Raw genomic sequence first — 23,334 nt, 5'->3', positions numbered from 1 at the left:
CGATGCAGAATAAAAAAGTTGAGGTACAGGATTGGGGCTTGATGGATTATCAACAGGCGTGGGATAAGCAGGAGGTTTTATTTTCATCAACTATCCAGCTAAAAACCGACATACGTAACCGTCAAACCGCCCTTGCCGGCGAGCATGAGGAAGAATATACACCCACCCCAAATTACCTGGTATTTTGTGAGCATCCGCACGTATATACGCTGGGCAAAAGCGGCAAACCTGATCATTTATTGTTAGATGAGAAAGGGTTGGAAGAAAAGCATGCTACCTATTACCACATTAACCGCGGCGGCGATATTACCTATCACGGCCCGGGGCAAATTGTAGCCTACCCTATCCTCGATCTTGACAATTTCATTACCGATATACACCAATACCTGCGCCTACTGGAGGAAGCCATTATACTAACCCTTGCAGATTATGGCCTGACAGCCGGCCGTTACCCCGGCTATACCGGCGTTTGGTTTGATGCCGATAACGAGCGCGCCCGTAAAATAAGCGCTATGGGTGTCCGTTGCAGCCGCTGGGTTACTATGCATGGCCTGGCCTTTAACGTAAACCCTGATCTCAGCTATTTTAATAACATCATTCCGTGTGGTATTGATGATAAAGCTGTAACCTCTATGCAGCAGGAGTTGGGGCGAGAAGTTGATATAAAAGAAGTTCAAAAAATCCTTAAACACCATATTTCCGTATTATTTAATATGGAGATCATGGAATGAAGGAATTACTAATAGTTTTTTTACTGATAACCGGTTTGGCGGCTTGTGCCAAAAAACCTGTAGTAATAGCTACCAATGAGAGCGCTAAACCTGTCGCCCCAAAAACGGATACGCCCAAAACATCCACACCTATTGACACTACAAAGACACCTACTACGCCGACTATTGCAACATCAATAACAACCACCAGCAATAACCCTGGCACAGGAGCTGTCGACGCGCTTAATTACCTGGCCCTTGGCGACTCATACACCATCGGAGAATCGGTACCACTTGACCAATCTTTCCCTTACCAGTTGGCAGCCGAACTTAACAAACAAATTAAGGTAAATACACCAACCATAGTAGCTCGTACCGGGTGGATAACTAACACCCTGCTTAGCGCCATTAGCAGCGCCGGTGGCAAAACAAACTATAATTTCGTCACCCTGCTTATCGGCGTGAACGATCAGTATCAAAATGTGGGGCAAAACAGCTACCGCACCGCTTTTGTGGAATCCCTGGCCAAAGCCATCGCGTTAGCAAATAATAACAAAAGCAGGGTATTTGTATTATCAATACCCGATTACAGCGTTACACCTTACGCCATCGACTACGACCGCCCGGCTATTGCCAACGAGATAGATGCCTTTAACGCCATAAATAAATTTGAAAGCGGCAAAGCCGGTGTAAATTATTTGGATATCACAGCCATATCCCGCCAGGCCGCTACAGACAGAACGCTATTAGCTGCCGATGGCCTGCATCCGTCAGGTAAAATGTATGGTTTATGGGTTCAGCAGTTGGCGCCTTTGGTTTTAGCGCAGCTGAAGCCTTAACACTCCGGCAAACTTATAGGGATATTGATAGCAAGGCCGCCGTCTGACGTTTCTTTGTATTTAGAGTTCATATCCTGCGCGGTTTGCCACATGGTTTTGATAACCGCATCTAAACTCACTTTGGCATTATCCGGATTAGTTTGCAATGCCAGTTGCGATGCGGTGATGGCTTTAATGGCACCCATAGTATTGCGTTCGATACACGGCACTTGTACAAGCCCGCCTATAGGGTCGCAGGTTAAGCCGAGGTGATGCTCCATAGCTATCTCAGCCGCCATCATTACCTGGCGTTGTGAGCCGCCCAGGCACTCTGTAAGCGCTGCTGCGGCCATGGCCGACGACACGCCTATCTCGGCCTGGCAACCGCCCATAGCGGCCGATATGGTGGCCCCTTTTTTAAATATACTCCCTATCTCGGATGCGGTTGACAGGAACTGGATGATCTGCCTGTCAGTATAACCATCGCAAAAAACAATATAATATTGCAGCACCGCCGGTATTACGCCTGCCGCGCCGTTGGTGGGCGCCGTTACTACGCGACCAAAAGAAGCGTTCTCTTCATTCACCGCCAAAGCGAAACAACTCACCCAATCTAATATATTCTGGAAGCTATTACCTGTTTTACGGATGGTATCTACCCATTCATCATAATTATTGTAGCTATGACCTTGCGTTAGGCGCTTGTTCAGGTTTGCCGCGCGACGGGCAACGTTCAATCCCCCCGGTAAATTACCACGGGTATGGCAGCCCCGATACATGCAATCGCGCATGGTGTGAAATATGTTGAGGATGCCGGTTTTGGTTTCCTGCTCGCTGCGCCAGGCCAACTCGTTCTCCATTACCACTTCGGATATTTTGAGGCCGGTTTTGATGCACCAGTGTAACAGATCGCGTGCGGTATCTATCGGAAAAGGAAGATCAACCTCGGCTTTCGCGTGGCCTTCGCCCCCCTCTTTCACCACAAAGCCGCCGCCTATAGAGTAGTAGGTATCCGATATCGCCTTGCCATTACTTAAAAAAGCCTGGAAGGTTACCGCATTAGGATGAAATGGCAAACTCTCATTAAATAAAAACAACAGGTCATCATCATTATGAAAGCTGACCTCTTTTATACCACCCAATATAATTTTGTGTTCGCTGATGATGGCATTGATCTTTGGCGTTACTTCATCAACCGGGAAGGTAACTGGGTCATCGCCGCTTAAGCCTAATAGTATAGCGATATCGGTACCGTGCCCTCTGCCTGTTTTAGCTAATGATCCATACAGTAATATTTTAACCTGTACGGTAAGCTCCAACACATTTTGCTCCTGCAAGCTTTGTACAAATTGCTGCGCGGCACGCCAGGGGCCCAACGTGTGTGAGCTTGACGGACCGATGCCGATCTTAAACATATCGAATACAGAAATTTGTTCGCGTTGCATAGGGTAAAATTACAGATAAATAACGGTGCTACACCTATAACAAGTGCAATAGCAGTAGCAGAAAAATGTTTTTTTTGATAATTTGCGCTATGCCGGCCCCATTACAATCCTATTTGCTACCCTGCCTGTTTAAACAATTCACGGGTATTGACTGCCCGGGCTGTGGGTTTCAGCGATCGGTGCTATTACTGTTTCAGGGAGAAATAGGGCAAAGTTTTTTAATGTACCCACCGGCTATACCTATATTGCTGTTGATAGCTTACTATTTTATTGGCAGAACAAGATCGCAAAAACAAGTGGCTTTAAGGCCTTTGGTATTAATAGGGACCGTACTTATTGTAGCAAACTATGGCTTTAAGATGTGGCATTGGTATGCCATAGGTTAAGCTTCCCTGTCAATAGCTGCCAGGTGGTTATAGTCGCGTATTAGTGTCTGTAAAAAGCGCATATCATCCATATCGGTAGTGATGCCCAACAAAGTTTTTAATTTATTGGCTGTAGTATTCAATATCTCGTAGTTGCCAACCTTTATATAGTTGGTTAAAACTTCATGCATCAATCTTACATCTTTGTCATTAAGTTGGGTGGCCTGCTCAAATACCGGCGTATAGTTTTCCTGATGGTCGGTAAAAGCGATAGCTTCTATCTTTGTGCGCGGTTGTGTTTTAATTAGTCCAGTACCGGCAACCATATCGCCAACGCGCTGACCGTTTTTACTTACCGATACCGTAATAAGCGCACATATACCGCCCGTAAATGTAAAATCAATTATCCTGAAGACCCATCGCAACAAATATTGCCCCACACTGGCCTGTGTGCCATCAAGGCTTATCACGCGTATCTTCATAATACGCTTGCCCACGCTTTGGCCGTTCATGAAAATCTCGAAAAGCAAATCGTAAAAGACAAACGCGACAACTATCGCAATGATAAATCCAATACCTACATTTGACCTTAATTTAGCTATGGTTAAAATACCTATAACAGCAAAAATAACATACAAAGCGCCAAACAGCACCAGGTCAATTATCCGCGCCAGCACACGCTCGCCTACACCGGCAATTTCATACTCAATTTCAATATTTTGTGGGGTTGTTATACGGATGGTTTGCATTGTGATAATTTATTTAATGAATATTCAATAAATTATTGAATGATACAAATTTTGTAACTACTTTAACGAAATAATATAACACCTATACCAACCATGCGCGAACCCTTATTTGTAAAGCAAAACTCGGCCAAATGGCGCAGTTTTGAGGAAACGGGGAGCAATGACCCCGATGAGCTTGCCGACCGCTTTATACAAATAACCGACGACCTGGCTTATGCCAAAACATTCTACCCAAACTCAACCACTACTACTTACTTAAATGGCCTGGCGGCAAGGCTGCATCAATCTATTTACAAAAATAAAACCGAGAAAAGTAACCGTTTTATTTTATACTGGAAATACGAGCTTCCTTTACTTTTTAAAACCTTCCAAAGGCAACTGTTATATTCGTTTTTGTTTTTTTTAACTTTTAGTCTTATAGGCGCGCTATCGGCCAAATACGACGATACTTTTGTAAGGCTTATTTTGAGTGATGAATATGTAGATATGACCCTGGCCAACATCGCCAAAAAAGACCCCTTCGCGGTTTACAAGCAGTCGGGCGAGTTTTCTATGTTTGTGATGATAGGCAGCAATAATATTTATGTATCCATAGTAACCTTTGTGTGCGGTATATTTGGTTCGGTAGGTACGGTTTATTACCTGTTCAGGAATGGGCTGATGATGGGTTCGTTCCAATATTTTTTCTTCGGCAAAAGCCTGGGCATGGCCTCGGTATTGGTAATATGGATACATGGAGTTATTGAGATATCGAGCATTATAATTGCCGGCGGCGCAGGGTTGGTGCTGGGCAATAGTTTGTTGTTCCCTAAAACTTTTTCAAGACTTGAATCGCTAAAGAGAGGCGCCAAAGACGGTATGAAAATTACCATTGGCCTGGTGCCACTGTTTATTATAGCCGCATTTTTCGAAAGCTATATAACCCGCCACACCGAAATGCCGATGGCTTTAAGTGTATTTATATTAGCGGCATCTTTAACCTTTATTATTTGGTACGTAATTATTTACCCCAACAAACTAGCTAAAAACCTAAAATCATAATTAATATGGAAAGCAAAATGGAGCTTGCAAAAACCCGCGATTTCGGCGAAATAATATCCGATTCCTTTTTATTTGTTCGTGAAAACTTTAAGCCATTGTTGAAGGCATTTTTCACCTTTTGCGGCATTTTCCTGTTGGCGGCAGCCGTGGCGCAGATCATGCAACAAATTAAAATGGTAAATATTTATAACGATCCTGATTATGATATAACAGCGTCAGGAGCTACCTTCAGGCAATTTGGTTTAGAGTATGTGTTGGTACTGTTGTTCTCGTTTTTAGCTATGGCCGCTATGCATGTAACGGTTATGTGTTACATTACCTTATATAAAGAAAAAGGTAACATACCACCAAATAACGAAGAGATCTGGGCCTATTTCAAATATCATTACCTGCGCCTTTTAGGACCGTTATTTTTAAATGCTGCATTATTTGTTATCGGATTTATGTTTTGCGCAATACCGGGCATATATATGCTTCCGGCTTTAGGTTTGGTTTTTCCTATCATGATCGTTGAAAACACCAGCTATGGCTATGCTTTTGGCCAGGCCTTCAAGTTAATTAAAGACAATTGGTGGATGACTTTTGGCGCGCTGGTTATAATGGGCATAGTAGTTTCTGTAGCCGCAGGTATTATAATGATACCGTTTTCTGTAGCCAGCATTGCCGAAACCGTCCTGCACCCAAAACAAGCTATGGCAAAAATGTCGGTTGCAACTATTGTTGGATCGGGTGTTCTGGCCCAGCTTTCGCAAGTACTTTATATTTTACCCTTAACAACATTAACACTTTGCTATTTTAGCTTAAACGAAGCTAAAGAAGGATCAGGTTTATTAGGCCGTATTAACAGCCAGTTGGGTAACAACGACGCCGACCATAATCAAACTACCGAAGAGTATTAATGCTGCGCTTTTTATACAGTTTACTATTTGTATTTGCACTTTCGGCAGGCAACGCGTATGCTAAAGCGGATGATCCGCCTAAAGCTAAAATTGCGTTAACTGTTCGCACAGATACAGCTACCATACAAGTGCGGCATTTTGATAGTTTGGCTTTACTAAACTATACTAAGCAAAAGGAGTTTCAGTACAGTGCCGACGGCTATACGGGGCCATCGTTATGGGATCGTTTTTGGCGCTGGGTATGGAACCTGATCAAGATAAAAGATGAATCTACCGCATCAATTTTAGCAACCGTAATTAAATATGTAGTACTTGGCCTGGCTATCGGCACGCTTATATTTTTTATATTGAAACTAAGCGGGGTTGACCTATTGCAGGTAATAAGGCCAAAACCAGCCGGCATTACTTTACCCTATGATGAGTTTATTGAAGACATACACGATATAGACCTTGACACCCGAATTGAAGAAGCGGTACAACAACATAACTATCGCCTGGCTGTACGCTTGCTTTATTTAAAAAGCCTGAAGCAATTAAGCGATGCAGGCCTTATTAACTGGCAACTCAATAAAACCAACAGGGCCTATATAAACGAACTTACGGACGCCGGGCAACGACAATCTTTCGCCGCCCTTACCCGTCAGTTTGAATACGTATGGTACGGGCAGTTTAATATTAACGCCCAGGTGTATGCCCGTATAAAAATATTATTTGTAGATTTTAATACCGGGCGCGCATGAAGGATTTTAAATACTACATTATAGGCGCATCGGTATTGTTGCTGGCATATGTTATGTTTTTATACAATAAACCTAACCCTACCAACTGGCAGCCTACTTTAAAACAAGCAGACAAGATACCGTTTGGCACCTACGTATTTTATAATAGGTTGACAGATCTGTTTCCGGATGCCGAGGTGGTTAAAACCAATAAATCCCTTTACAGTCAATTATCCAACGGCCTGGAGCCCGGCAACTATATCATTATTTCAAAAACTGCTAAAATCAGCAAACCTGAGTTTAGTGCGCTGGTTAAGTTTATACAGAGTGGTAATACCGTATTTATTTCAGCGCTGGCATGGCAAATTGCTTCAGACGGCAAACTAAAAATCGAGCTTGAAACCGAGAACGACACCAGTAAAACCGATATCAACTTTACAAACCCCGCGCTAAAGCAAATCCAACACTACCATTTTGATAAACAAATAAGCGCGCAATACTTTAGTCATTTTGATACTGTAAAAGCTACCGTGCTTGGGCAAAACAATGATGGCAAAGCCAATTACCTCAGCTATAAATTTGGCAAGGGGCAGTTGTTGCTGTGTGCTAATCCTATGCTTTTCAGCAATTATAATTTACTTAAGCTACAAGGCAAAAACTATGCAGAAAAAGCGCTGGCCTATTTGCCTAATACAGAACGGGTATACTGGGATCAGTTTCAAAACCATGATATTGGCGAGGATATTTCGCCTATGCGCGTATTTTTCCAAAACGAGCCTTTGCAATGGGCATACTACATTAGCCTGGTCGCCCTGGTAATTTTTGTTTTATTTGAAATTAAACGCAGGCAGCGGGTTATACCGATTGTTGCCCCGTTACAAAACAGCTCGCTCAACTTTGTGCGCGTTGTGGGTAAGGTTTATTATGAGAAGCGTGATAATGCCAACATCGTTTACAAAAAAACGCTTTACTTTTTAAACTACCTGCGCGAGCAGTACCAGCTAAAAACCAGCGTGCTTGACAGCGAATTTATTGACACCGTAGCTAAAAAAACAGGCGTTGAGCATGCCGTGGTGCGCGACCTTGTTGAACAGATAAACTACCTTAATGCACAGCATAAGGTTAGCGATAATGAACTCATTTTATTAGACCAATTAATAGAAAAATTTTATTCCCAATCCTGATAGTATGGAAGACGAAATATTTGAACAACGAACCGACCTGAGCAAACTTAACGCCGCGGTTGAGCAAATAAAGGCCGGCCTGGCACAAATAATTGTTGGCCAGCACCAGGTTATTGACCTGGTAATAACTGCTATTTTAGCCGACGGACATATATTGTTAGAAGGTGTACCCGGCGTAGCAAAAACATTAACCGCCAAACTGGTTGCCAGGGCAATTGACGCGCAATACTCGCGTATACAATTTACGCCGGATCTGATGCCATCAGATGTGTTAGGCACATCGGTTTTTAATCCTAAGAGCAGCGATTTTGAATTTAGAAAAGGGCCGATATTTGGCAACATTATTTTAATTGACGAGATCAACCGTTCGCCGGCCAAAACGCAGTCGGCACTGTTTGAGGTGATGGAAGAACGACAACTTACCATTGACGGGCAGACCTACAAAATGCAGGAGCCCTTTATTGTATTAGCTACCCAAAACCCGGTTGAGCACGAAGGCACTTACCGTTTACCTGAAGCGCAGTTAGACCGCTTTTTATTTAAGATAGAGATCAAATACCCTACGCTTGAGGAAGAGATCGTTATTTTAACACAGCAACACCAGCAAAATACTACGGCGCAATTAAACGACGTAAAACCGGTATTAAACGTAGCTGATATCATCGCCCTAAGGCAGCAGGTAAAAAGCCTGAATGTGGAGCCGAAGATATTGGAGTTTACTGCCAAAATAATCCACGAAACACGCAATAACAAATCGCTTTACCTGGGTGGTTCGCCACGTGCCTCGTTGGCTATTATTAATGCCGCCAAAGCTTACGCGGCCATGAACGGTCGTGATTTTGTTACGCCTGACGATATTATCTTCGTAGCGCCACCGGTATTAAGGCATCGCATTATACTAACTCCTGATAAAGAAATGGAAGGTGTTACGCCTGATGAAGTGGTGGCACAGATCATCCAGAAAATTGAGGTACCACGCTAATATTTTAGTTTGAAAAAGCTGTTCGATAACTTTTATGTAAACCTGTTTTTAACTAACCGCTTTTTTGCGGGCTTGGCAGGCTGCGCGGTATTTTTCCTGTTATCGTTCTTTTTTCCGTGGCTGGGTGTGCTACCGTTTATTGCTTTTTGGGCGATGGTGCTGTTGGTTGTTATTGATGCGTTACTGCTTTACGGCAGCCCTACCGGCATATTTGCCCGCAGGCATGCGCCCGAACGCCTAAGCAACAATGACGATAACGAACTGGGCATTTATATTGAAAGCCGTTATCCTGTAATCGTCAACGTGGGTATTATTGATGAGATCCCGTTTCAATTTCAAAAACGTGATGTTTGGTTTAAAACCGTTCTTTCACCCCATCAACATAAACTTATCAACTACACACTTCGCCCCTTAAAACGTGGCGAATATGCGTTTGGTAATATCCATGCTTACGTACGCTCCAACCTTGGCCTCATCAGCAGGCGCTATACTTTTAAGCAAAGCGAGGTTTTGCCGGTTTATCCGTCGTTTTTGCAAATGCGCAAATACGAGCTGATGGCTATATCAAACAGGCTGAACGAGATCGGTATAAAAAAAATACGCCGCGTGGGGCACAGCATGGAGTTTGAGCAGGTAAAGAACTATGTGGCCGGAGATGATTACCGATCAATAAACTGGAAAGCTACAGCAAGGCAGGGCAACCTGATGATCAACTCGTATACCGACGAGCGTGCGCAACATGTGTACTGCATTATTGATAAATCGCGCACGATGAAAATGCCGTTTGATGGTTTAAGTTTGCTCGACTATGCTATAAATGCAAGTTTGGTTTTGTTAAATGTTGCTTTGCTTAAGCATGATAAAGCGGGGCTGATCACTATATCAGAGAAAAAAGGCAGCATTATTCCGGCCGACAATCGCACTACACAGTTAAGCAAAATACTGGAGGTGTTATACAAGGAGAAAACACGCTACCTGGAAAGCAATATGGAGTTGCTATATAGCAACATACGCAACGTGATCAGGCAGCGAAGCTTGTTATTGTTTTTCACCAATTTTGAAAGCATGGCGGCCTTAAACAGGCAATTACCTTTTCTTAAAAAAATCGCTCGCTATCATTTGTTGGTGGTGGTGTTTTTCGAAAACACCGAACTTAAGCAAATAAGCGAACAGGCTGCAAAAGATGTAGAAGGCATCTACATAAAAACCATAGCCGAAAAGTTTGCCTATGACAAGCGATTGATTGTAAAAGAACTGGCCAAGCATGGCATACAGTCTATTTTAAGCGCACCACAAAACCTTAATGTAGATACGGTTAACCGCTACCTGGAGCTAAAGGCTCAGCAAAAAATTTAAGATCAGGTTCCCGGGAGTTTAACACCGGCGGCTACCAGGTCGGTCATTATTTTTTGGTGAAGGGCAAGTTTGGTACTTAAAAAACTGGCCGGGGATACCCATACATTAACCATGTATTTTACACCGTCAACTTCCATAGCCGATACGCCAACGCGGTTGCCGCCATCTTTTAATATGGTTTTTGACGATTTAACAGCTTCTTCTAAAATATTAAGCACCTCGTTTACATTAGCCGCATAGCCCAGTTTTATTTCAAAATCTAAACGGCGCTTACCTTCGCGCGTTACGTTGATAATCACTTCGTTAAACAGCTTACCGTTAGGGATGATCACCGTTTTATTATCGGCAGTAACTAACACCGTATAAAATATTTGGATAGATACTACCTTACCGTCCTGTCCCTGCGCTACAATGCTATCGTCCAATTCAAATGGCTTTAATAACAGGATAAGCACGCCGCCCGCAAAATTCTGGAAAGTACCCGACAGGGCCAAACCTATAGCAACCGTGGCACCTCCTAAAATAGTGCTTACATTGATAATATCGATTTGGTTTAAAGCCAGCACCGATACGATAAGCAGTATGTATAGTGCAGTTAGCGAAAGACTAAGAAAAAAAGGCTGCAACGATGAATGCACCTTTTGCCTGCTCATGCGGCTGCGTAAACGGGTACCTATAAACTTTATAAGGCGAAGCCCTATAAATAAAAGTATGAGGGATAAAATAAACCTGGTGCCATGAATCAGCAACCAGCGGTACGCTTCCTGGTAAAAAGCGTGTAAATCGATTTGTTCTAGCTTCATATTTGAAGCGCGAAGTTACAAAATTTTAGCGTCCGTAGATGGTTATGAAAAGTTCGGGTACTTTAAAAAGCACCAGGTCAACCAAGGCGGAATGCAAGTGTTTGGTAGTATGTGCTAAGTTTTTCATATGTGGTAGCATATTCAATTGTTGTGCCTTAATTGGCCCGCAACAAAATTATATACAAAAATATAGGTAATTGTTACCCCTTTGTTACCATATTAATCAAATGATTAGCAAATGACCAAGCGTTTACCTCCGTATGACTTTTGCCTATCGTACTCAAAAACAAAGCCCCTGTATGCTTTTGCATACAGGGGCCCGTAGTAGATTTGAAGGGCAATGATTACATCATGCCACCCATACCACCGCCACCACCCATTGGTGGGCCGGCAGGAGCATCTTCCGGATCGTCAGCCAATACACACTCGGTTGTTAACAACATTGAGGCGATTGAAGCTGCGTGCTCTAAAGCTACACGGCTTACTTTAGTAGGGTCAATAACACCTGCACCAATTAAGTTTTCAAACTTGTCGGTACGTGCATTGTAACCAAAGTCGGCAGTGCCTTCTTTAACTTTTTGCACGATGATAGAACCTTCGATACCTGCGTTTTCGCAAATTTGACGAAGTGGCTCTTCAATAGCACGACGAATGATCTGGATGCCAGTGTTCTCGTCATCGTTATCACCTTTTAAGTCGGCTAAAGCAGCTACCGCGCGGATGAAGGCAACGCCACCACCTGCAACAATACCTTCTTCAACAGCAGCACGAGTCGCGTGCAAAGCATCGTCAACACGGTCTTTTTTCTCTTTCATCTCCACTTCAGAAGCAGCACCGATGTATAACACGGCAACACCACCTGATAGTTTAGCTAAACGCTCTTGCAATTTTTCTTTGTCGTACTCAGAAGTAGTAGCAGCAATTTGTGAGCGGATCTCGTTAACACGGCCTTTGATAGCTTCAGCATCACCGGCACCATTGATAACAGTAGTATTGTCTTTATCGATAGTGATTTTCTCAGCAACACCTAAGTGCGCCAGTTCAGCGTTCTCTAATTTATAACCTCTTTCTTCAGATATTACGGTACCACCTGTTAAGGTAGCTATATCCTCTAAAATAGCTTTACGACGGTCGCCGAAGCCAGGAGCTTTAACAGCTGCAACTTTCAGTGAGCCACGAATTTTGTTAACTACTAAAGTTGAAAGCGCTTCGCCATCCAGGTCTTCAGCAATAATTAACAATGGTTTGCCGGTTTGTACTTGTTTCTCCAAAATCGGCAATAACTCTTTCATTGAAGAGATCTTTTTGTCGTAGATCAAAATGTGTGGGTTTTCCAACTCAGCTTCCATTTTGTCTGTATTGGTAACAAAGTAAGCAGATAGGTAACCACGGTCAAACTGCATACCTTCTACAGTTTTAACTTCGGTTTCGGTACCTTTTGCTTCTTCAACAGTGATCACACCACCTGTGCCAACTTTTTGCATCGCGTCAGCAATCATTTCGCCAATAACTTCATCGTTATTTGCAGATATTGATGCTACTTGTTTGATCTTGCCAAAGTCTTCGCCAACATCTTGTTTTTGAGCTTGCAGGTTTTCAACAACAGCTTTAACAGCTTTGTCAATACCGCGTTTCAAATCCATTGGGTTTGCGCCTGCAGCAACATTTTTAATACCTGCAGTAACAATAGCCTGCGCTAAAACGGTAGCAGTAGTTGTTCCGTCACCTGCAATATCAGCAGTTTTTGAAGCAACTTCTTTAACCATTTGTGCACCCATGTTTTCGATAGGGTCTTTTAATTCAATTTCTTTAGCTACTGATACACCATCTTTAGTAACGGCAGGTGAACCAAATTTTTTGTCGATAATAACGTGACGACCTTTAGGGCCTAAAGTAACTTTAACTGCATTAGCTAAGATGTCAACACCTCTTTTCAGGGCATCTCTGGCTTCAACATTATATTTAACTTGTTTTGACATTGTGTTTTTGTTTTAATGTTTTAAGGTTGGAATGTTGTAACGTTAGTAAAATCTTTCAACTTTTTAACGTTGCAACCTTACAACAAATATTATAATACTACGTAAATATCAGATTCTCTCATGATCAGGTAATCTTTACCGTCGATGGTAATTTCCTGGCCTGAAAACTTTCCGTAAAGAACTTTATCGCCGGCTTTAACTGAAAGAGGGATCAAGTTACCGGTTTGATCAGCGTATCTGCCCGGGCCAACAGCAACAACAGTACCGTGCTGTGGTTTTTCCTGTGCGGTTTCAGGGATATAGATACCTGAAGCAGTTTTAGTTTCGGCCGGAGCAGCTTCTACTACTACTCTATCTCCGATAGGTTTAACGTTTAATGACATACTAATTTTTATTATTACTTATGGTTATATAAATGTTTATGATTTACGGTGCTTGTTCAACATCAATTATGCCAAGCCATCAAAAGTATAAAATTGGCACACAATTACTGTTGTATTGTCAGTTTTATGTAATCGATTTTTTATGGTCTGTCATGATGACTGATGAACCTATAAAACAGCAAAAAGGCTTTGGTGTTTCCAAAGCCTTTTCACATATGTTAAATAAGCAAATTACTATTGTTTAGCTGGTGCAGCAGGCGTAGCAGCCGGTGCAGGCAAAGTAGCCGGTGCTGATGAATTAGCCGGTGCTGTTAACGATTTTTTGATCTGTTCATCAAACTGACCGTCGGTTTTTGAACCGCCGCCTTTTACAGCTACGTTAATTGCTAATGCCAATACCATTAAAGTAATAGCCAATACCCAGGTGCCTTTTTCTAAAAAGTCGCCGGTTTTTTGTACACCCATTAATTGTGATGAGCTTGAAAAATTTGACGCCAACCCACCGCCTTTCGGGTTTTGTATCAATACAATTAGCCCTAACAGAGCGCACACGATAACAACAAGGATAACTAATACTAAATACATTTCTTTATATCTTAATTTATTTTATTTTCTAACTGTTCAATTTGGCCTGCAAAGTAAAGGCTTTTTTCCGGATATTTCAACATCAATTTTTTATACGTGCCAATGGCTTTATGATAAAGCATTTGCTCGGTATAAATTTTTGCTAAGGTCTCTGTTACAAGCTCATCCCTGTCTTCCGAGCTTTTCTTGGCTTTGTTCTCGCTGTTAAGTTTAACCGTGCTTGGATGTTTAATCTGCGGTTCGTCCTGTATAAAGCGCTCAATTATTCTATCTTCCTTGCGTGCAGCAGGTTCGGTAGCCGATTGTTGCGGCGGCAGTGGATCTAGTCCGTTTATAGAGTTGGCATTAAAAATATTCTCAAAATACTGCTGCTGTAACTCATCGGCCAATATTGGTTTTACCGTTTGCGGCTCGGGCGTTTGCTGTTTGGCAGCCGGTGGTTTTACCGGGTTTGTTTCGGCTGTATATGGCTGATAAACATCGGCATGCTCTTTACGGGTTTTATCTAACCACCACATAAACGAGTAAGGCATTTTTTCGTCGTTATAACGCGATACCGTTTCTGACGCATCACCCTGTGGTGTTTTAGCGCTTGTTGCAGCTATTGCCGGCCTTGCAATACTTACAGGTTGCTGGTATGTAGCCGCTGTTACTTTCTCTGGCTCCTGCTCTTCATCCTCCGCCCGGGCCGTTTGCTCAACCGTTGTTTTTGAAGCTTCTGTATAGGTTTGCTCCTCTTCGGGCTCTTCCTGTATTTCTGGCTGGCTATCAACGGTCACATCGTCCGCAGATATATTCACTGCCTCGTCCTTTGCTACCTTATCTAAAATTGCCAGTTGCTCCAAACCAATATCTTCAATACTTACAATCTCATCATAAACTTCTTCGTCTATATGATCATGCACTTCGTCGCCAAGCTCGTCCTCCTCGTCCTCCTCATTAAAAGTATAATAAGGTATGTTAGCATTTGCCGCGTTTACGCTGGCCAGGTGTTCTTCGTATTCTTTAGCTAACAGGTTTTCGTCCAGTAGTATATCTTCGGCCTCAACTTGTTCTACTTCCTCCGCTACCTGTTCGGTGGTGTCGGTTTCTTCGGCAGGCTGATCTATGTACCACGGATACTCAGATTCGGTTGTTGCAACAGGCTCTTCTTCCACTTCGCCTTCCGTAGCTGTTTCTTCCTGCTGGTCGATATACCAAGGGTATTCGGTAGCACCGTTAGTTTCTTCTTCTACCTGCTCGTTAACAATCTCCTGCGCAGCCGGCGGGTTTATACTGACAGGCGCTTCATCATGCGGAGCTATCTCATCATAAACTTCATCTTCTACAGGTTCAGGTTCGTGAGATGGTGCAGGCGTTTCTTCAACGGCTCCTGGTTCATTTTCCACATAAGCTTCCGACGTTTCGGTTGGCTCATCCTGTTCTGCAACGGCAGGGGTTTCAGCTTCTTCAACGTGGAAGTAATTGGTGTCGTTATCGTCAACAATAGGCGGGATAAAAGGCTCGGCCATTGGGTTAACATAGGTACGCGGCACGTAGCTGCTTTCCTCAACAAAAACAATCTGGCTGTCGCTTACTTCGGGCAAGCCATCCAGGTTGGTGGCCATTTTGTATAAGGTACCCGGTGTAAAATAGGCGGCAGCATGCTTTAAATGCTGATCGTCGCCTTTCGGAACGAGCAGGGCACGTAATATCCCGCTTTGCGGATGATCATTAACCACCAACTGCAAATTATAGATATAGGAATGACTAGGATCGGCCGGATTAGCCAAAAGCTTCCATAAAAACTCGTTTTCGCTATTCTCTAATTGTTCGTTCACGTGGTTGAAACTATGAAAATGTTACCAATTATTAAAGGCTTTATTAAAAATATCGTCAATTAACTGTGTGATCAGGGTACGAATAAGCCCCTGCTCCTGCGAGTTAATATCTCCTGTATAATTAATGCTTTTGGTAAATGTTTGGTCGAAGTTGAGTTTTTTATCCTTCTCGTATACAAACTTAACCTGTACCGATATGGTGAGCTGCTGCGCACCGGCAATAGGCGGTGTATTGGTACCCGTGGCCTGTACAGATACCGGGGCTATACGATACTCGGTTATATTGCCCGACATGTTAGCATCGCCTTCGCCATTAACAATACTTAAACGGGTGGTACTGCGTATACGGGTTTTTAAACCTTCGGTAAAGTCCCGGCTGAGGTTAGCAACAACCAATTGCGCGTTGTTTTCAAAAAAGCCAATGTTTATGGTCTTCATTTCAACCGGTATTGCCTCGCTTTTTAGCACATAACACCCCGGCGAAACCAACACTAATGCAACCAGCACCAATAAAACTCCCCAAAATCTTTTCATTAGCCTTATAAGTTTAGCTCTTTAATTTTCCTGTATAATGTCCTTTCAGATATACCCAACTCGTTGGCAGCCAGCTTGCGTTTGCCTTTATGCTTTTTAAGCGCCTTGCGTATCAGGTCCGATTCTTTTTCAATCAACGACAACGATTCTTCAACCTCCTCCGCATCGTGCGTTATGTTATAGCTATCGTTGCTAATGCTGTTATTGCTGGTAATAACGGGTTGTTGCAGGGTAAATTGTGGCTCGGGGTTATTAGGTAACTCAATATCACGATATAACTGATTTAGCGTTTGGCTATGATCAGCAAAATTGGTGCTCACTCCACCGTTTTCGATGATGCCGGCTACCAGTTTCTTCAACTCCACCATATCGCGCTTCATATCAAACAATACTTTGTAAAGTATGTCGCGCTCAGAAAAATCTTCCTTAGGCTGATTTTCTATCCGCATAGGCAAATTGCTTCTACCCGTTTCGTTGGGAATATACGTAAGCAGGGTTTGCGCCGTAATAACATGGTCGCGCTCCAAAACGGCCAATTGCTCAGCCATGTTTTTTAACTGGCGGACGTTGCCCGGCCACGAGTAATTGATCAATATCTGCTGCGCCTCATCATCCAGTTGGATTGGCGGCGTGCGGTATTTGTCTGTAAAATCGGCCGTAAACTTGCGGAATAACAGGTAAATATCTTCTTTCCTGTCGCGCAATGGCGGTATGCGCAAAGGCACGGTATTTAAACGATAATAAAGGTCCTCGCGGAACTTGCCATTCTTCACCGCGTCGTACACATCAACGTTTGTAGCGGCAATAACGCGTACATTAGTTTTTTCAACCTTTGATGAACCTACCTTAATATACTGTCCCGACTCCAGCACACGCAGTAAACGTGCCTGGGTACCCAGCGGCATTTCGGCAATCTCATCCAAGAATATAGTACCACCGTTAACGGTCTCAAAATAACCTTTACGTTCGCCAACTGCACCGGTATAAGCACCTTTTTCGTGACCAAATAGTTCTGAATCGATAGTCCCTTCAGGTATGGCCCCGCAGTTAACCGCGATGAACGGCCCATGCTTACGCGGACTCATCTGGTGGATGATATGCGAGAAGACCTCTTTACCACTACCACTCTCGCCGGTTATTAAAACCGAAATATCAGTAGGCGAAACCTGGTTAGCAATATTTATAGCCCGGTTTAACAACGGCGAGTTGCCGATGATACCGAAGCGTTGTTTAATTTCCTGTATTTCCATATGTAGAATCAAGAGTCAAGAATCAAGATTCAAGATGTTTGTTTAGTCAACAATAGAACCCATTAGCGTAGCAGTCGTGCATCTTTCTGCCATCACGTTCACGTACATACCCGGCTTAAATCGTTCATCTACCGGGAACACCATCATGGCATTTTGGTCTGTACGACCGGCGTAATCGTTTTTTGATTTTTTTGAGAAGCCTTCGATCAGTACCCTTTGCACTTTACCTAATTGATTCTCTAAACGGATCTTAGAGTATTTTTGCTGTAATGCTACGATCTCTGTTAACCGGGCTGCTTTAACAGGCTCGGGAATATCATCAGCATAACGTTTTGCAGCTAGTGTGCCCGGGCGTTCCGAGTACATAAACATGTAAGCAAAGTCGTATTGTACATATTCCATCATGCTTACGGTTTCTTTGTGCTCCTCATCAGTTTCGGTGCAGAAGCCGGTGATAACGTCGGTTGATATCGCGCAATCCGGAATGATACGGCGGATGGCATCAATACGGTTAATGTACCACTCGCGGGTGTAAGTACGGTTCATCAGCTCCAGCACACGACTATTGCCCGATTGTACCGGTAAGTGGATATAGTTACAAACATTATCGTGTTTAGCTATAGCGTATAAAACCTCGTCAGTAATATCTTTAGGGTGCGATGTTGAGAAACGTACACGCAGATCAGGGTTGATCTGTGCTACTAATTCTAACAAATTCGCGAAATTTACTTTCTCGCTTTCGTCTTCACTGGCCCATTTGTACGAGTCAACATTCTGCCCCAACAAAGTAACCTCACGGTAACCGCTGTCAAACAGATCCTGGCATTCTTTCACTATCGAGTGCGGATCGCGGCTACGCTCGCGGCCACGGGTAAACGGCACCACGCAAAACGAACACATGTTATCGCAACCACGCATAATAGATACAAAGGCGTTGATGCCATTTGTATTTAAACGTACCGGGTTAATATCGGCATAAGTTTCCTCGCGGGATAATAATACGTTTACGGCTTTCTGGCCGCTATCAACCTGGTCTATCAGGTTTGGCAGGTCGCGGTAGGCATCAGGGCCTACAACTACGTCAACCAGTTTTTCTTCTTCTAAAAATTTGGCTTTTAGGCGCTCGGCCATACAGCCCAGCACGCCAACCACCATGCCAGGGTTTTTACCCTTGGCCACCTTAAATTCTTTCAGGCGGTTACGTACGCGGGTTTCGGCGTTCTCGCGGATAGAACAGGTATTGATGAATATAACATCGGCGTTGTTAAAGTCGCCGGTGGTTTCAAATCCTTGTTCAGATAAAATGGAGGCTACAATTTCGCTGTCAGAAAAGTTCATCGCACAGCCATAACTTTCAATATAAAGCTTACGACCGTTATTTTTCCCCTCAACAGGCTCTAACACTAAAGCCTCTCCCTGCCTGCTTTCATCATGCGCCTTATCAGGCATCACCAGATCTATCATCGTATTAAAAAAATTTGAGCAGCAAAAATACATAAAAATTAAACATTGCGTGACAGATTGGCAGAATTATAAAGGCAATTTACTTTGTAATATTCTTATAGTGTGTTATTTAATTGTTAACAATGGCCTGGTTTTGGTGTTACAACAGCAAAACACTACCGCATGACCACAACATCTACCCCCGCAAAGAAACATATACCCCGCTGGCCATTCGTAATACTGGGCCTGCTGCTGCTTATTGGCGGCGGCGCATGGTACTTTTACAATAATTACCTGGCAGATAATCGGTGGAAGCCCCTGCTGCAAAGCAAATTGAAGGAACTCATCATCAAATCAACTGATAGCCTGTATCATATTGAGTATTCTGATTTCGACCTTAACCTAACCAATGGCGATGCTACCCTGAAAGATTTTAAACTGGTGCCCGATACCCTTGTATATCAAAAACTGGTAGCCGAACACAAGGCTCCCGATAACCTTTTCATCCTCGGCGTAAAAAAGCTGAGCATTAAAAACGTAGGTGCCCGCAAAGCTTATACGGATAAAATACTGGACATTACGGATATTACCATAGACAAACCCGACCTCACCATCATAGCCAAACGCTACCGCTTTAACGATACCGTAAAAGTAGGTCAGCCAAAAACACCTTACCAGATCATTAAAAATATATTTAAGCGCCTGCGGATTGATTCGATCTCGCTCAACAACATCAGCCTGAATTACATCAACAAAAACGGACCAACAACCCGGCAAACCGCGCTAAAGAATTTAAATATTCATATTTCGAGTGTATTGGTCGATTCGCTTTCAGCCTTGGATAGCACCCGTTTTTATTATACCAAAGGCGTGGAAGTGATAGTGAATGACTACAAAATAGCCACGCCGGATAGCCTGTACAACGCGGAGCTAAAACGCATCTACTTTTCTACCGCCAAGCGGCAGATGATTTTGGATGGCGTAAACTTTTTGCCGCGCTATAACCGCACAGATTTTTATCGTAAGATGGATGCTTCGGGCGATATGTTCACGCTTAAATTTAAGCAGATAGCCATTAATAAAATAGACCTGCAGCGCTTCCTGCGCGACCAAAAACTACACTCGGGCGTAATGGATATTAAAAACGGTAAAGTGCAGATATACACCAACGGCAACTACAAAGGCAAAAAAACCAGTAAAATTGGTAAGGATCCGCACCAGGCCCTGCAACGCGTAGCCCTGGATATGAAGCTGGAACGCCTCAACATCGGCAACACTGATATTGAGTACTCTGAAACGGATGCTACCACACAGAAAACCGGCCTGATTCAATTTAAAAACACGAACGGCTATTTCCAAAATGTGACCAATGATCCTGATGTTAAAAAGCTAAATCCATACATGACGGCACATATCATAACCCGCTTTATGGATGCCGCGCCGCTTACTGTAAACTTTAAGTTTAACCTGGCGGCCAAGGATGGTGCCTTTAACTATTCGGGCACGCTGGGTAAGTTTGATGGCCGCGTGTTGGATAAACTGGTTAAACCGCTTGCCATGGTGCACGTAAAATCTGCAGACGTAGAGCGTTTAAGTTTTAACGTGAACGCCAGCAATTACTACGGCAAAGGTCAGCTTCAGTTTTACTATAAAAACCTGAATGTTGAATTGCTTAAAAAGGTAGAGGGTGAAAAAGATCTGCAGGCGCAAGGCTTTATATCCAAAATTGCCAATGCCTTTATTATTGACAATGATAATCCGGATAAGAAAGGCAACTTCCGCCCCGGCCCTATCAGCCTGAAACGCGAACCTACCTGGTCGTTCTTTAGCTTCTTGTACAAAGGTTTACTGGACGGTTTGAAACCCAGTGTAGGTTTCGACAAAAAAACCGAAGGCACCGTTAACAAAGTTGTAACTAAAGTAAGTACCTTGGTTGAGAAGTTTAACGAGTTTAAAGAGAAGCGCCGCATACGCAAGGAAGAACGCCAAAAAGAACGCGCAGCTAAAAAAGAACTTAAAGCCAAAGAGGAAGCCGCCGAAGCAGCAGCCGAGGCTAAAGAAAAAGCCGAGAAAGAAAAGAAAAAGGCGGAAGAAAAAAGCAAAGAGGAATAAATAAACTATGGCGATAAAGTTTTTGAAGCACAAGTGGCAAAAAGTTGTGCTGGCCTCTGTACTGATCTTTACCGTGCTGTTGCTTGTATTGGCTTTGGTGGTGAATAATTACTGGTCGCCGGTGCTGGAGAAAAAGATTAAGGAAGCCGTGGCAAATAGTACGGACAGCTTGTACACCATTGATTTTTCGGAAGCTAAGCTACATGTGCTACAGGGCAAGATCGTAGTTTACAACATCGATCTTAAAATTGATAGCGCTATTTATCTAAAACGCAAAGCGCTGGGTACCGCGCCTAATAACGTTATTGATCTGCATGTTAACCGGCTGGTATTATCGCACATTCATCCTTTCACCTTATACTTTAAACACAAGCTTGATATAGATCGCATAGTCATCAACTCGCCTAAAATTGATGTAACCTACCAGCTTAATCATACCAAAGATACTACTACTGATAACCGCACACTTTGGCAAAAAATATCCAAATCACTCAAATCGGCACATGTTGGCGATATATTTTTTAATAATGTAAGCCTGAAATACAACGACCACTCGGGCCCCGGCCTTGTTACGTCTGAAATAAAGGAAATGAACTTCCAGGCTAATGAGCTATTGATCGATTCGACGACGCAAACCGACACTTCGCGTGTTTTGTATTGCAAAGAGATAGTGACCGAAATTAACAACTACCGCGGAAAGGCACCGAGTGGTTTATACACCTATGGCTTTAAAAGGCTTAAACTGTCAACCCTAACGTCGCGCCTAAACCTTACCGGCTTTTACCTAACTCCTATTAACGAGGATGACTTCTTCGCCAAAAGCACTAAAGACAAGTTTACGGTTAAGCTTGACTCTATCCAACTCAATCACTTCGACTACCTGTCATACCATAAATACCGCAAAGTGTCCGCCTCGAGCCTTAAACTGAGCCGGGGGACGTTTGAGTTGTTTAATAATCCCAACAAAACAAAAACCAACCAAAACAAAGTTGGCAGCTTTCCCAATGTGGGCATCTATAAAACCAATACCGATTTAAAGGTTGATACCATCGCCATTAAACAACTGGATATTACCTACAGCGAATTCAACAAAAAGTCAAGAAAAACCGGCGCTATCTCTTTCAATAATACAAGTGCCGAACTTTTAAATGTTACCACCAATAAAGACGCCCTACGGAAGAATAACATCGCTACGGCTAAAGTCACTACAAACTTTATGAACCAGGGTGGCTTTCATTGTTTCTTTACGTTTAACCTTACCGATGAACTAAACTCGTACAGTTATAAAGGACACCTGGGTGCCATGAGCCTGGAACGCCTGAACCAGGCCACCATGCCTTTTGCCATGGTGAAAATAACATCGGGCACCTTAAAATCATTTGATTTTGACATCAAAGGCAATAATAAAGTATCGCATGGGCCGGTTACTATTCTGTATAACGATTTAAAAGTTAACCTACTTAAGGCCGGCGACCCTGAACTGAGCCTGAAAAAGAAACTGATAGAAAGCCTGTACGCCAATATCTTCATCCTTAAACACAACAACCCCGACCAGCCCGGGCTTATACCGCGCAGCTATAACGTTAGATATGTACGCCCATTAAACTCACCATTTTTTAAAACGGCGTGGAAAACATTATTAACCGGTTTAAAACCTGCCGTTGGCCTTGACGATAAAACCCAAAAAGCTACCGAAGCCCTCATCGCCCAAAAGCAACTAGACAAAAAGAACCGAAACATCCGCAAAGAACAACGCCTGCAGCGCCGCGCTGATCGTAAAATGAAACGCCAGATCAAGAAGGGCGAAAAGATGATCGAAAAAGCGAAGAAAAACGCTCAATAACCTACCGGTGACAGGAAAAGCATTTAGGGTGCGCCACTTTTAAAGTGGCGCACTTGGCGCACTCTATTTTTGTATTTTATTGATAATTAGAAACTTACACAAAAAGCGGCGCAAAGCGGCGCACCCTCATTAAAATACAAATAACTCATTATCAGTTGTTTAATTTTTAATTTCTTGATGCGATACCAAAAGTGGCGCACCCTAAAACTAACTTGCCCGTTTGCAACGAGCGCTTGATGCGGACTTTGCGCTTGCTTCGCACGGGCATTGCAAATGCTGAACCATGTTAAACACTCGTAACAGACGAGCGCAAG

General features: G+C 43.2%; 22 protein-coding genes. 12 read left to right on the top strand and 10 right to left on the bottom strand.

Translation table 11 applies throughout. The annotated features are described in order from the left end of the window. Nucleotides 1–2: 2 nt before the first annotated feature. A complete protein-coding gene (gene lipB / locus AC59JT_RS01275) occupies nucleotides 3–731 on the top strand; it encodes a lipoyl(octanoyl) transferase LipB (RefSeq protein WP_497395330.1) in 729 nt (242 codons plus the stop codon). Further along, nucleotides 728–1,549, top strand: coding sequence for an SGNH/GDSL hydrolase family protein (locus AC59JT_RS01270; protein WP_497395328.1), 822 nt, complete (start codon nucleotides 728–730; stop codon nucleotides 1,547–1,549). Before lipB ends, AC59JT_RS01270 begins: the two co-directional genes overlap by 4 nt. On the opposite strand, the gene AC59JT_RS01265 is transcribed toward AC59JT_RS01270, so the two are convergent. Continuing rightward, complete coding sequence (locus AC59JT_RS01265) at nucleotides 1,546–2,973, bottom strand: L-serine ammonia-lyase (protein WP_497395326.1); 1,428 nt, start codon at nucleotides 2,971–2,973, stop codon at nucleotides 1,546–1,548. The genes AC59JT_RS01270 and AC59JT_RS01265 overlap by 4 nt on opposite strands. Nucleotides 2,974–3,062: 89 nt before the next feature. On the opposite strand from AC59JT_RS01265, the gene AC59JT_RS01260 reads away from it, so the two are divergent. Then, complete coding sequence (locus AC59JT_RS01260; RefSeq protein WP_497395324.1) at nucleotides 3,063–3,359, top strand: DUF2752 domain-containing protein; 297 nt, start codon at nucleotides 3,063–3,065, stop codon at nucleotides 3,357–3,359. Here AC59JT_RS01260 and AC59JT_RS01255 read toward each other — a convergent pair. Further along, nucleotides 3,356–4,087 carry an RDD family protein gene (locus AC59JT_RS01255; RefSeq protein ID WP_497395322.1) on the bottom strand — a complete coding sequence of 244 codons (732 nt, stop codon included), beginning with the start codon at nucleotides 4,085–4,087 and terminating at the stop codon, nucleotides 3,356–3,358. The two genes, AC59JT_RS01260 and AC59JT_RS01255, sit on opposite strands and share 4 nt — an antisense overlap. A 93-nt stretch (nucleotides 4,088–4,180) precedes the next feature. Between AC59JT_RS01255 and AC59JT_RS01250 the strand changes: the two genes are divergently transcribed. From AC59JT_RS01250 to AC59JT_RS01225, 6 genes are read left to right on the top strand one after another with little or no spacing between them, the layout of a single operon-like run. Further along, nucleotides 4,181–5,128, top strand: coding sequence for a stage II sporulation protein M (locus AC59JT_RS01250; RefSeq protein ID WP_497395320.1), 948 nt, complete (start codon nucleotides 4,181–4,183; stop codon nucleotides 5,126–5,128). 5 nt (nucleotides 5,129–5,133) lie between these two features. Beyond that, complete coding sequence (locus AC59JT_RS01245) at nucleotides 5,134–6,027, top strand: hypothetical protein (RefSeq protein ID WP_497395318.1); 894 nt, start codon at nucleotides 5,134–5,136, stop codon at nucleotides 6,025–6,027. After that, nucleotides 6,027–6,767, top strand: coding sequence for a DUF4129 domain-containing protein (locus AC59JT_RS01240; RefSeq protein ID WP_497395316.1), 741 nt, complete (start codon nucleotides 6,027–6,029; stop codon nucleotides 6,765–6,767). The genes AC59JT_RS01245 and AC59JT_RS01240 overlap by 1 nt, the downstream gene beginning before the upstream one ends. After that, nucleotides 6,764–7,930 carry a DUF4350 domain-containing protein gene (locus AC59JT_RS01235; protein WP_497395314.1) on the top strand — a complete coding sequence of 389 codons (1,167 nt, stop codon included), beginning with the start codon at nucleotides 6,764–6,766 and terminating at the stop codon, nucleotides 7,928–7,930. The genes AC59JT_RS01240 and AC59JT_RS01235 overlap by 4 nt, the downstream gene beginning before the upstream one ends. Nucleotides 7,931–7,934: 4 nt before the next feature. Continuing rightward, nucleotides 7,935–8,912: an AAA family ATPase gene (locus AC59JT_RS01230; protein ID WP_497395312.1), complete on the top strand. Its 978-nt coding sequence runs from the start codon at nucleotides 7,935–7,937 to the stop codon at nucleotides 8,910–8,912. A 9-nt stretch (nucleotides 8,913–8,921) separates the two neighbouring features. Then, nucleotides 8,922–10,268 carry a DUF58 domain-containing protein gene (locus AC59JT_RS01225; RefSeq protein WP_497395310.1) on the top strand — a complete coding sequence of 449 codons (1,347 nt, stop codon included), beginning with the start codon at nucleotides 8,922–8,924 and terminating at the stop codon, nucleotides 10,266–10,268. 2 nt (nucleotides 10,269–10,270) lie between these two features. On the opposite strand, the gene AC59JT_RS01220 is transcribed toward AC59JT_RS01225, so the two are convergent. The 3 genes from AC59JT_RS01220 to AC59JT_RS01210 form a co-directional block, all read right to left on the bottom strand. After that, nucleotides 10,271–11,071 (bottom strand): mechanosensitive ion channel family protein, encoded by an 801-nt coding sequence (locus AC59JT_RS01220; protein WP_497395308.1) that lies wholly within the window; start codon nucleotides 11,069–11,071, stop codon nucleotides 10,271–10,273. Between the two features lie 344 nt (nucleotides 11,072–11,415). Beyond that, nucleotides 11,416–13,050, bottom strand: a complete 1,635-nt coding sequence (gene groL, locus AC59JT_RS01215; RefSeq protein ID WP_497395306.1) for a chaperonin GroEL — start codon at nucleotides 13,048–13,050, stop codon at nucleotides 11,416–11,418. A gap of 89 nt (nucleotides 13,051–13,139) precedes the next feature. Further along, nucleotides 13,140–13,433: a co-chaperone GroES gene (locus tag AC59JT_RS01210; RefSeq protein ID WP_497395304.1), complete on the bottom strand. Its 294-nt coding sequence runs from the start codon at nucleotides 13,431–13,433 to the stop codon at nucleotides 13,140–13,142. 32 nt (nucleotides 13,434–13,465) lie between these two features. On the opposite strand from AC59JT_RS01210, the gene AC59JT_RS01205 reads away from it, so the two are divergent. After that, nucleotides 13,466–13,678, top strand: a complete 213-nt coding sequence (locus tag AC59JT_RS01205; protein ID WP_497395302.1) for a hypothetical protein — start codon at nucleotides 13,466–13,468, stop codon at nucleotides 13,676–13,678. Here AC59JT_RS01205 and secG read toward each other — a convergent pair. The 5 genes from secG to miaB are packed head-to-tail and all read right to left on the bottom strand — an operon-like array spanning nucleotide 13,668 to nucleotide 19,086. Beyond that, nucleotides 13,668–14,018 carry a preprotein translocase subunit SecG gene (gene secG / locus AC59JT_RS01200; protein ID WP_497395300.1) on the bottom strand — a complete coding sequence of 117 codons (351 nt, stop codon included), beginning with the start codon at nucleotides 14,016–14,018 and terminating at the stop codon, nucleotides 13,668–13,670. The two genes, AC59JT_RS01205 and secG, sit on opposite strands and share 11 nt — an antisense overlap. A gap of 11 nt (nucleotides 14,019–14,029) precedes the next feature. Then, a complete protein-coding gene (locus AC59JT_RS01195) occupies nucleotides 14,030–15,838 on the bottom strand; it encodes a hypothetical protein (RefSeq protein WP_497395298.1) in 1,809 nt (602 codons plus the stop codon). Between the two features lie 21 nt (nucleotides 15,839–15,859). Next, a complete protein-coding gene (gene lptE / locus AC59JT_RS01190) occupies nucleotides 15,860–16,372 on the bottom strand; it encodes an LPS assembly lipoprotein LptE (RefSeq protein ID WP_497395297.1) in 513 nt (170 codons plus the stop codon). 5 nt (nucleotides 16,373–16,377) lie between these two features. Next, a complete protein-coding gene (locus tag AC59JT_RS01185) occupies nucleotides 16,378–17,622 on the bottom strand; it encodes a sigma-54 interaction domain-containing protein (protein ID WP_497395295.1) in 1,245 nt (414 codons plus the stop codon). Nucleotides 17,623–17,664: 42 nt separating this feature from the next. Next, a complete protein-coding gene (gene miaB / locus AC59JT_RS01180) occupies nucleotides 17,665–19,086 on the bottom strand; it encodes a tRNA (N6-isopentenyl adenosine(37)-C2)-methylthiotransferase MiaB (protein WP_497395293.1) in 1,422 nt (473 codons plus the stop codon). 162 nt (nucleotides 19,087–19,248) lie between these two features. Here miaB and AC59JT_RS01175 point away from each other — a divergent pair, with 162 nt between their 5' ends. Together AC59JT_RS01175 and AC59JT_RS01170 are read left to right on the top strand one after the other, a co-directional pair. Further along, complete coding sequence (locus AC59JT_RS01175) at nucleotides 19,249–21,177, top strand: hypothetical protein (protein WP_497395291.1); 1,929 nt, start codon at nucleotides 19,249–19,251, stop codon at nucleotides 21,175–21,177. Between the two features lie 7 nt (nucleotides 21,178–21,184). Beyond that, nucleotides 21,185–23,020 carry a hypothetical protein gene (locus tag AC59JT_RS01170; RefSeq protein WP_497395289.1) on the top strand — a complete coding sequence of 612 codons (1,836 nt, stop codon included), beginning with the start codon at nucleotides 21,185–21,187 and terminating at the stop codon, nucleotides 23,018–23,020. Nucleotides 23,021–23,334: the final 314 nt, after the last annotated feature.

It is taken from the genome of Mucilaginibacter sp. A3364 (assembly GCF_059690715.1).
Note: the sequence above shows the minus strand (reverse complement) of the source record. Positions and strands in the feature narration are given on the sequence as shown.

Coding starts and splice junctions, on each gene's coding strand:
- lipB (WP_497395330.1), top strand. CDS start 3: ATGCAGAATAAAAAAGTTGAGGTACAGGATTGGGGCTTGATGGATTAT.
- AC59JT_RS01270 (WP_497395328.1), top strand. CDS start 728: ATGAAGGAATTACTAATAGTTTTTTTACTGATAACCGGTTTGGCGGCT.
- AC59JT_RS01265 (WP_497395326.1), bottom strand. CDS start 2,973: ATGCAACGCGAACAAATTTCTGTATTCGATATGTTTAAGATCGGCATC.
- AC59JT_RS01260 (WP_497395324.1), top strand. CDS start 3,063: ATGCCGGCCCCATTACAATCCTATTTGCTACCCTGCCTGTTTAAACAA.
- AC59JT_RS01255 (WP_497395322.1), bottom strand. CDS start 4,087: ATGCAAACCATCCGTATAACAACCCCACAAAATATTGAAATTGAGTAT.
- AC59JT_RS01250 (WP_497395320.1), top strand. CDS start 4,181: ATGCGCGAACCCTTATTTGTAAAGCAAAACTCGGCCAAATGGCGCAGT.
- AC59JT_RS01245 (WP_497395318.1), top strand. CDS start 5,134: ATGGAAAGCAAAATGGAGCTTGCAAAAACCCGCGATTTCGGCGAAATA.
- AC59JT_RS01240 (WP_497395316.1), top strand. CDS start 6,027: ATGCTGCGCTTTTTATACAGTTTACTATTTGTATTTGCACTTTCGGCA.
- AC59JT_RS01235 (WP_497395314.1), top strand. CDS start 6,764: ATGAAGGATTTTAAATACTACATTATAGGCGCATCGGTATTGTTGCTG.
- AC59JT_RS01230 (WP_497395312.1), top strand. CDS start 7,935: ATGGAAGACGAAATATTTGAACAACGAACCGACCTGAGCAAACTTAAC.
- AC59JT_RS01220 (WP_497395308.1), bottom strand. CDS start 11,071: ATGAAGCTAGAACAAATCGATTTACACGCTTTTTACCAGGAAGCGTAC.
- groL (WP_497395306.1), bottom strand. CDS start 13,050: ATGTCAAAACAAGTTAAATATAATGTTGAAGCCAGAGATGCCCTGAAA.
- AC59JT_RS01210 (WP_497395304.1), bottom strand. CDS start 13,433: ATGTCATTAAACGTTAAACCTATCGGAGATAGAGTAGTAGTAGAAGCT.
- AC59JT_RS01205 (WP_497395302.1), top strand. CDS start 13,466: ATGTTTATGATTTACGGTGCTTGTTCAACATCAATTATGCCAAGCCAT.
- secG (WP_497395300.1), bottom strand. CDS start 14,018: ATGTATTTAGTATTAGTTATCCTTGTTGTTATCGTGTGCGCTCTGTTA.
- lptE (WP_497395297.1), bottom strand. CDS start 16,372: ATGAAAAGATTTTGGGGAGTTTTATTGGTGCTGGTTGCATTAGTGTTG.
- AC59JT_RS01185 (WP_497395295.1), bottom strand. CDS start 17,622: ATGGAAATACAGGAAATTAAACAACGCTTCGGTATCATCGGCAACTCG.
- miaB (WP_497395293.1), bottom strand. CDS start 19,086: ATGATAGATCTGGTGATGCCTGATAAGGCGCATGATGAAAGCAGGCAG.
- AC59JT_RS01175 (WP_497395291.1), top strand. CDS start 19,249: ATGACCACAACATCTACCCCCGCAAAGAAACATATACCCCGCTGGCCA.
- AC59JT_RS01170 (WP_497395289.1), top strand. CDS start 21,185: ATGGCGATAAAGTTTTTGAAGCACAAGTGGCAAAAAGTTGTGCTGGCC.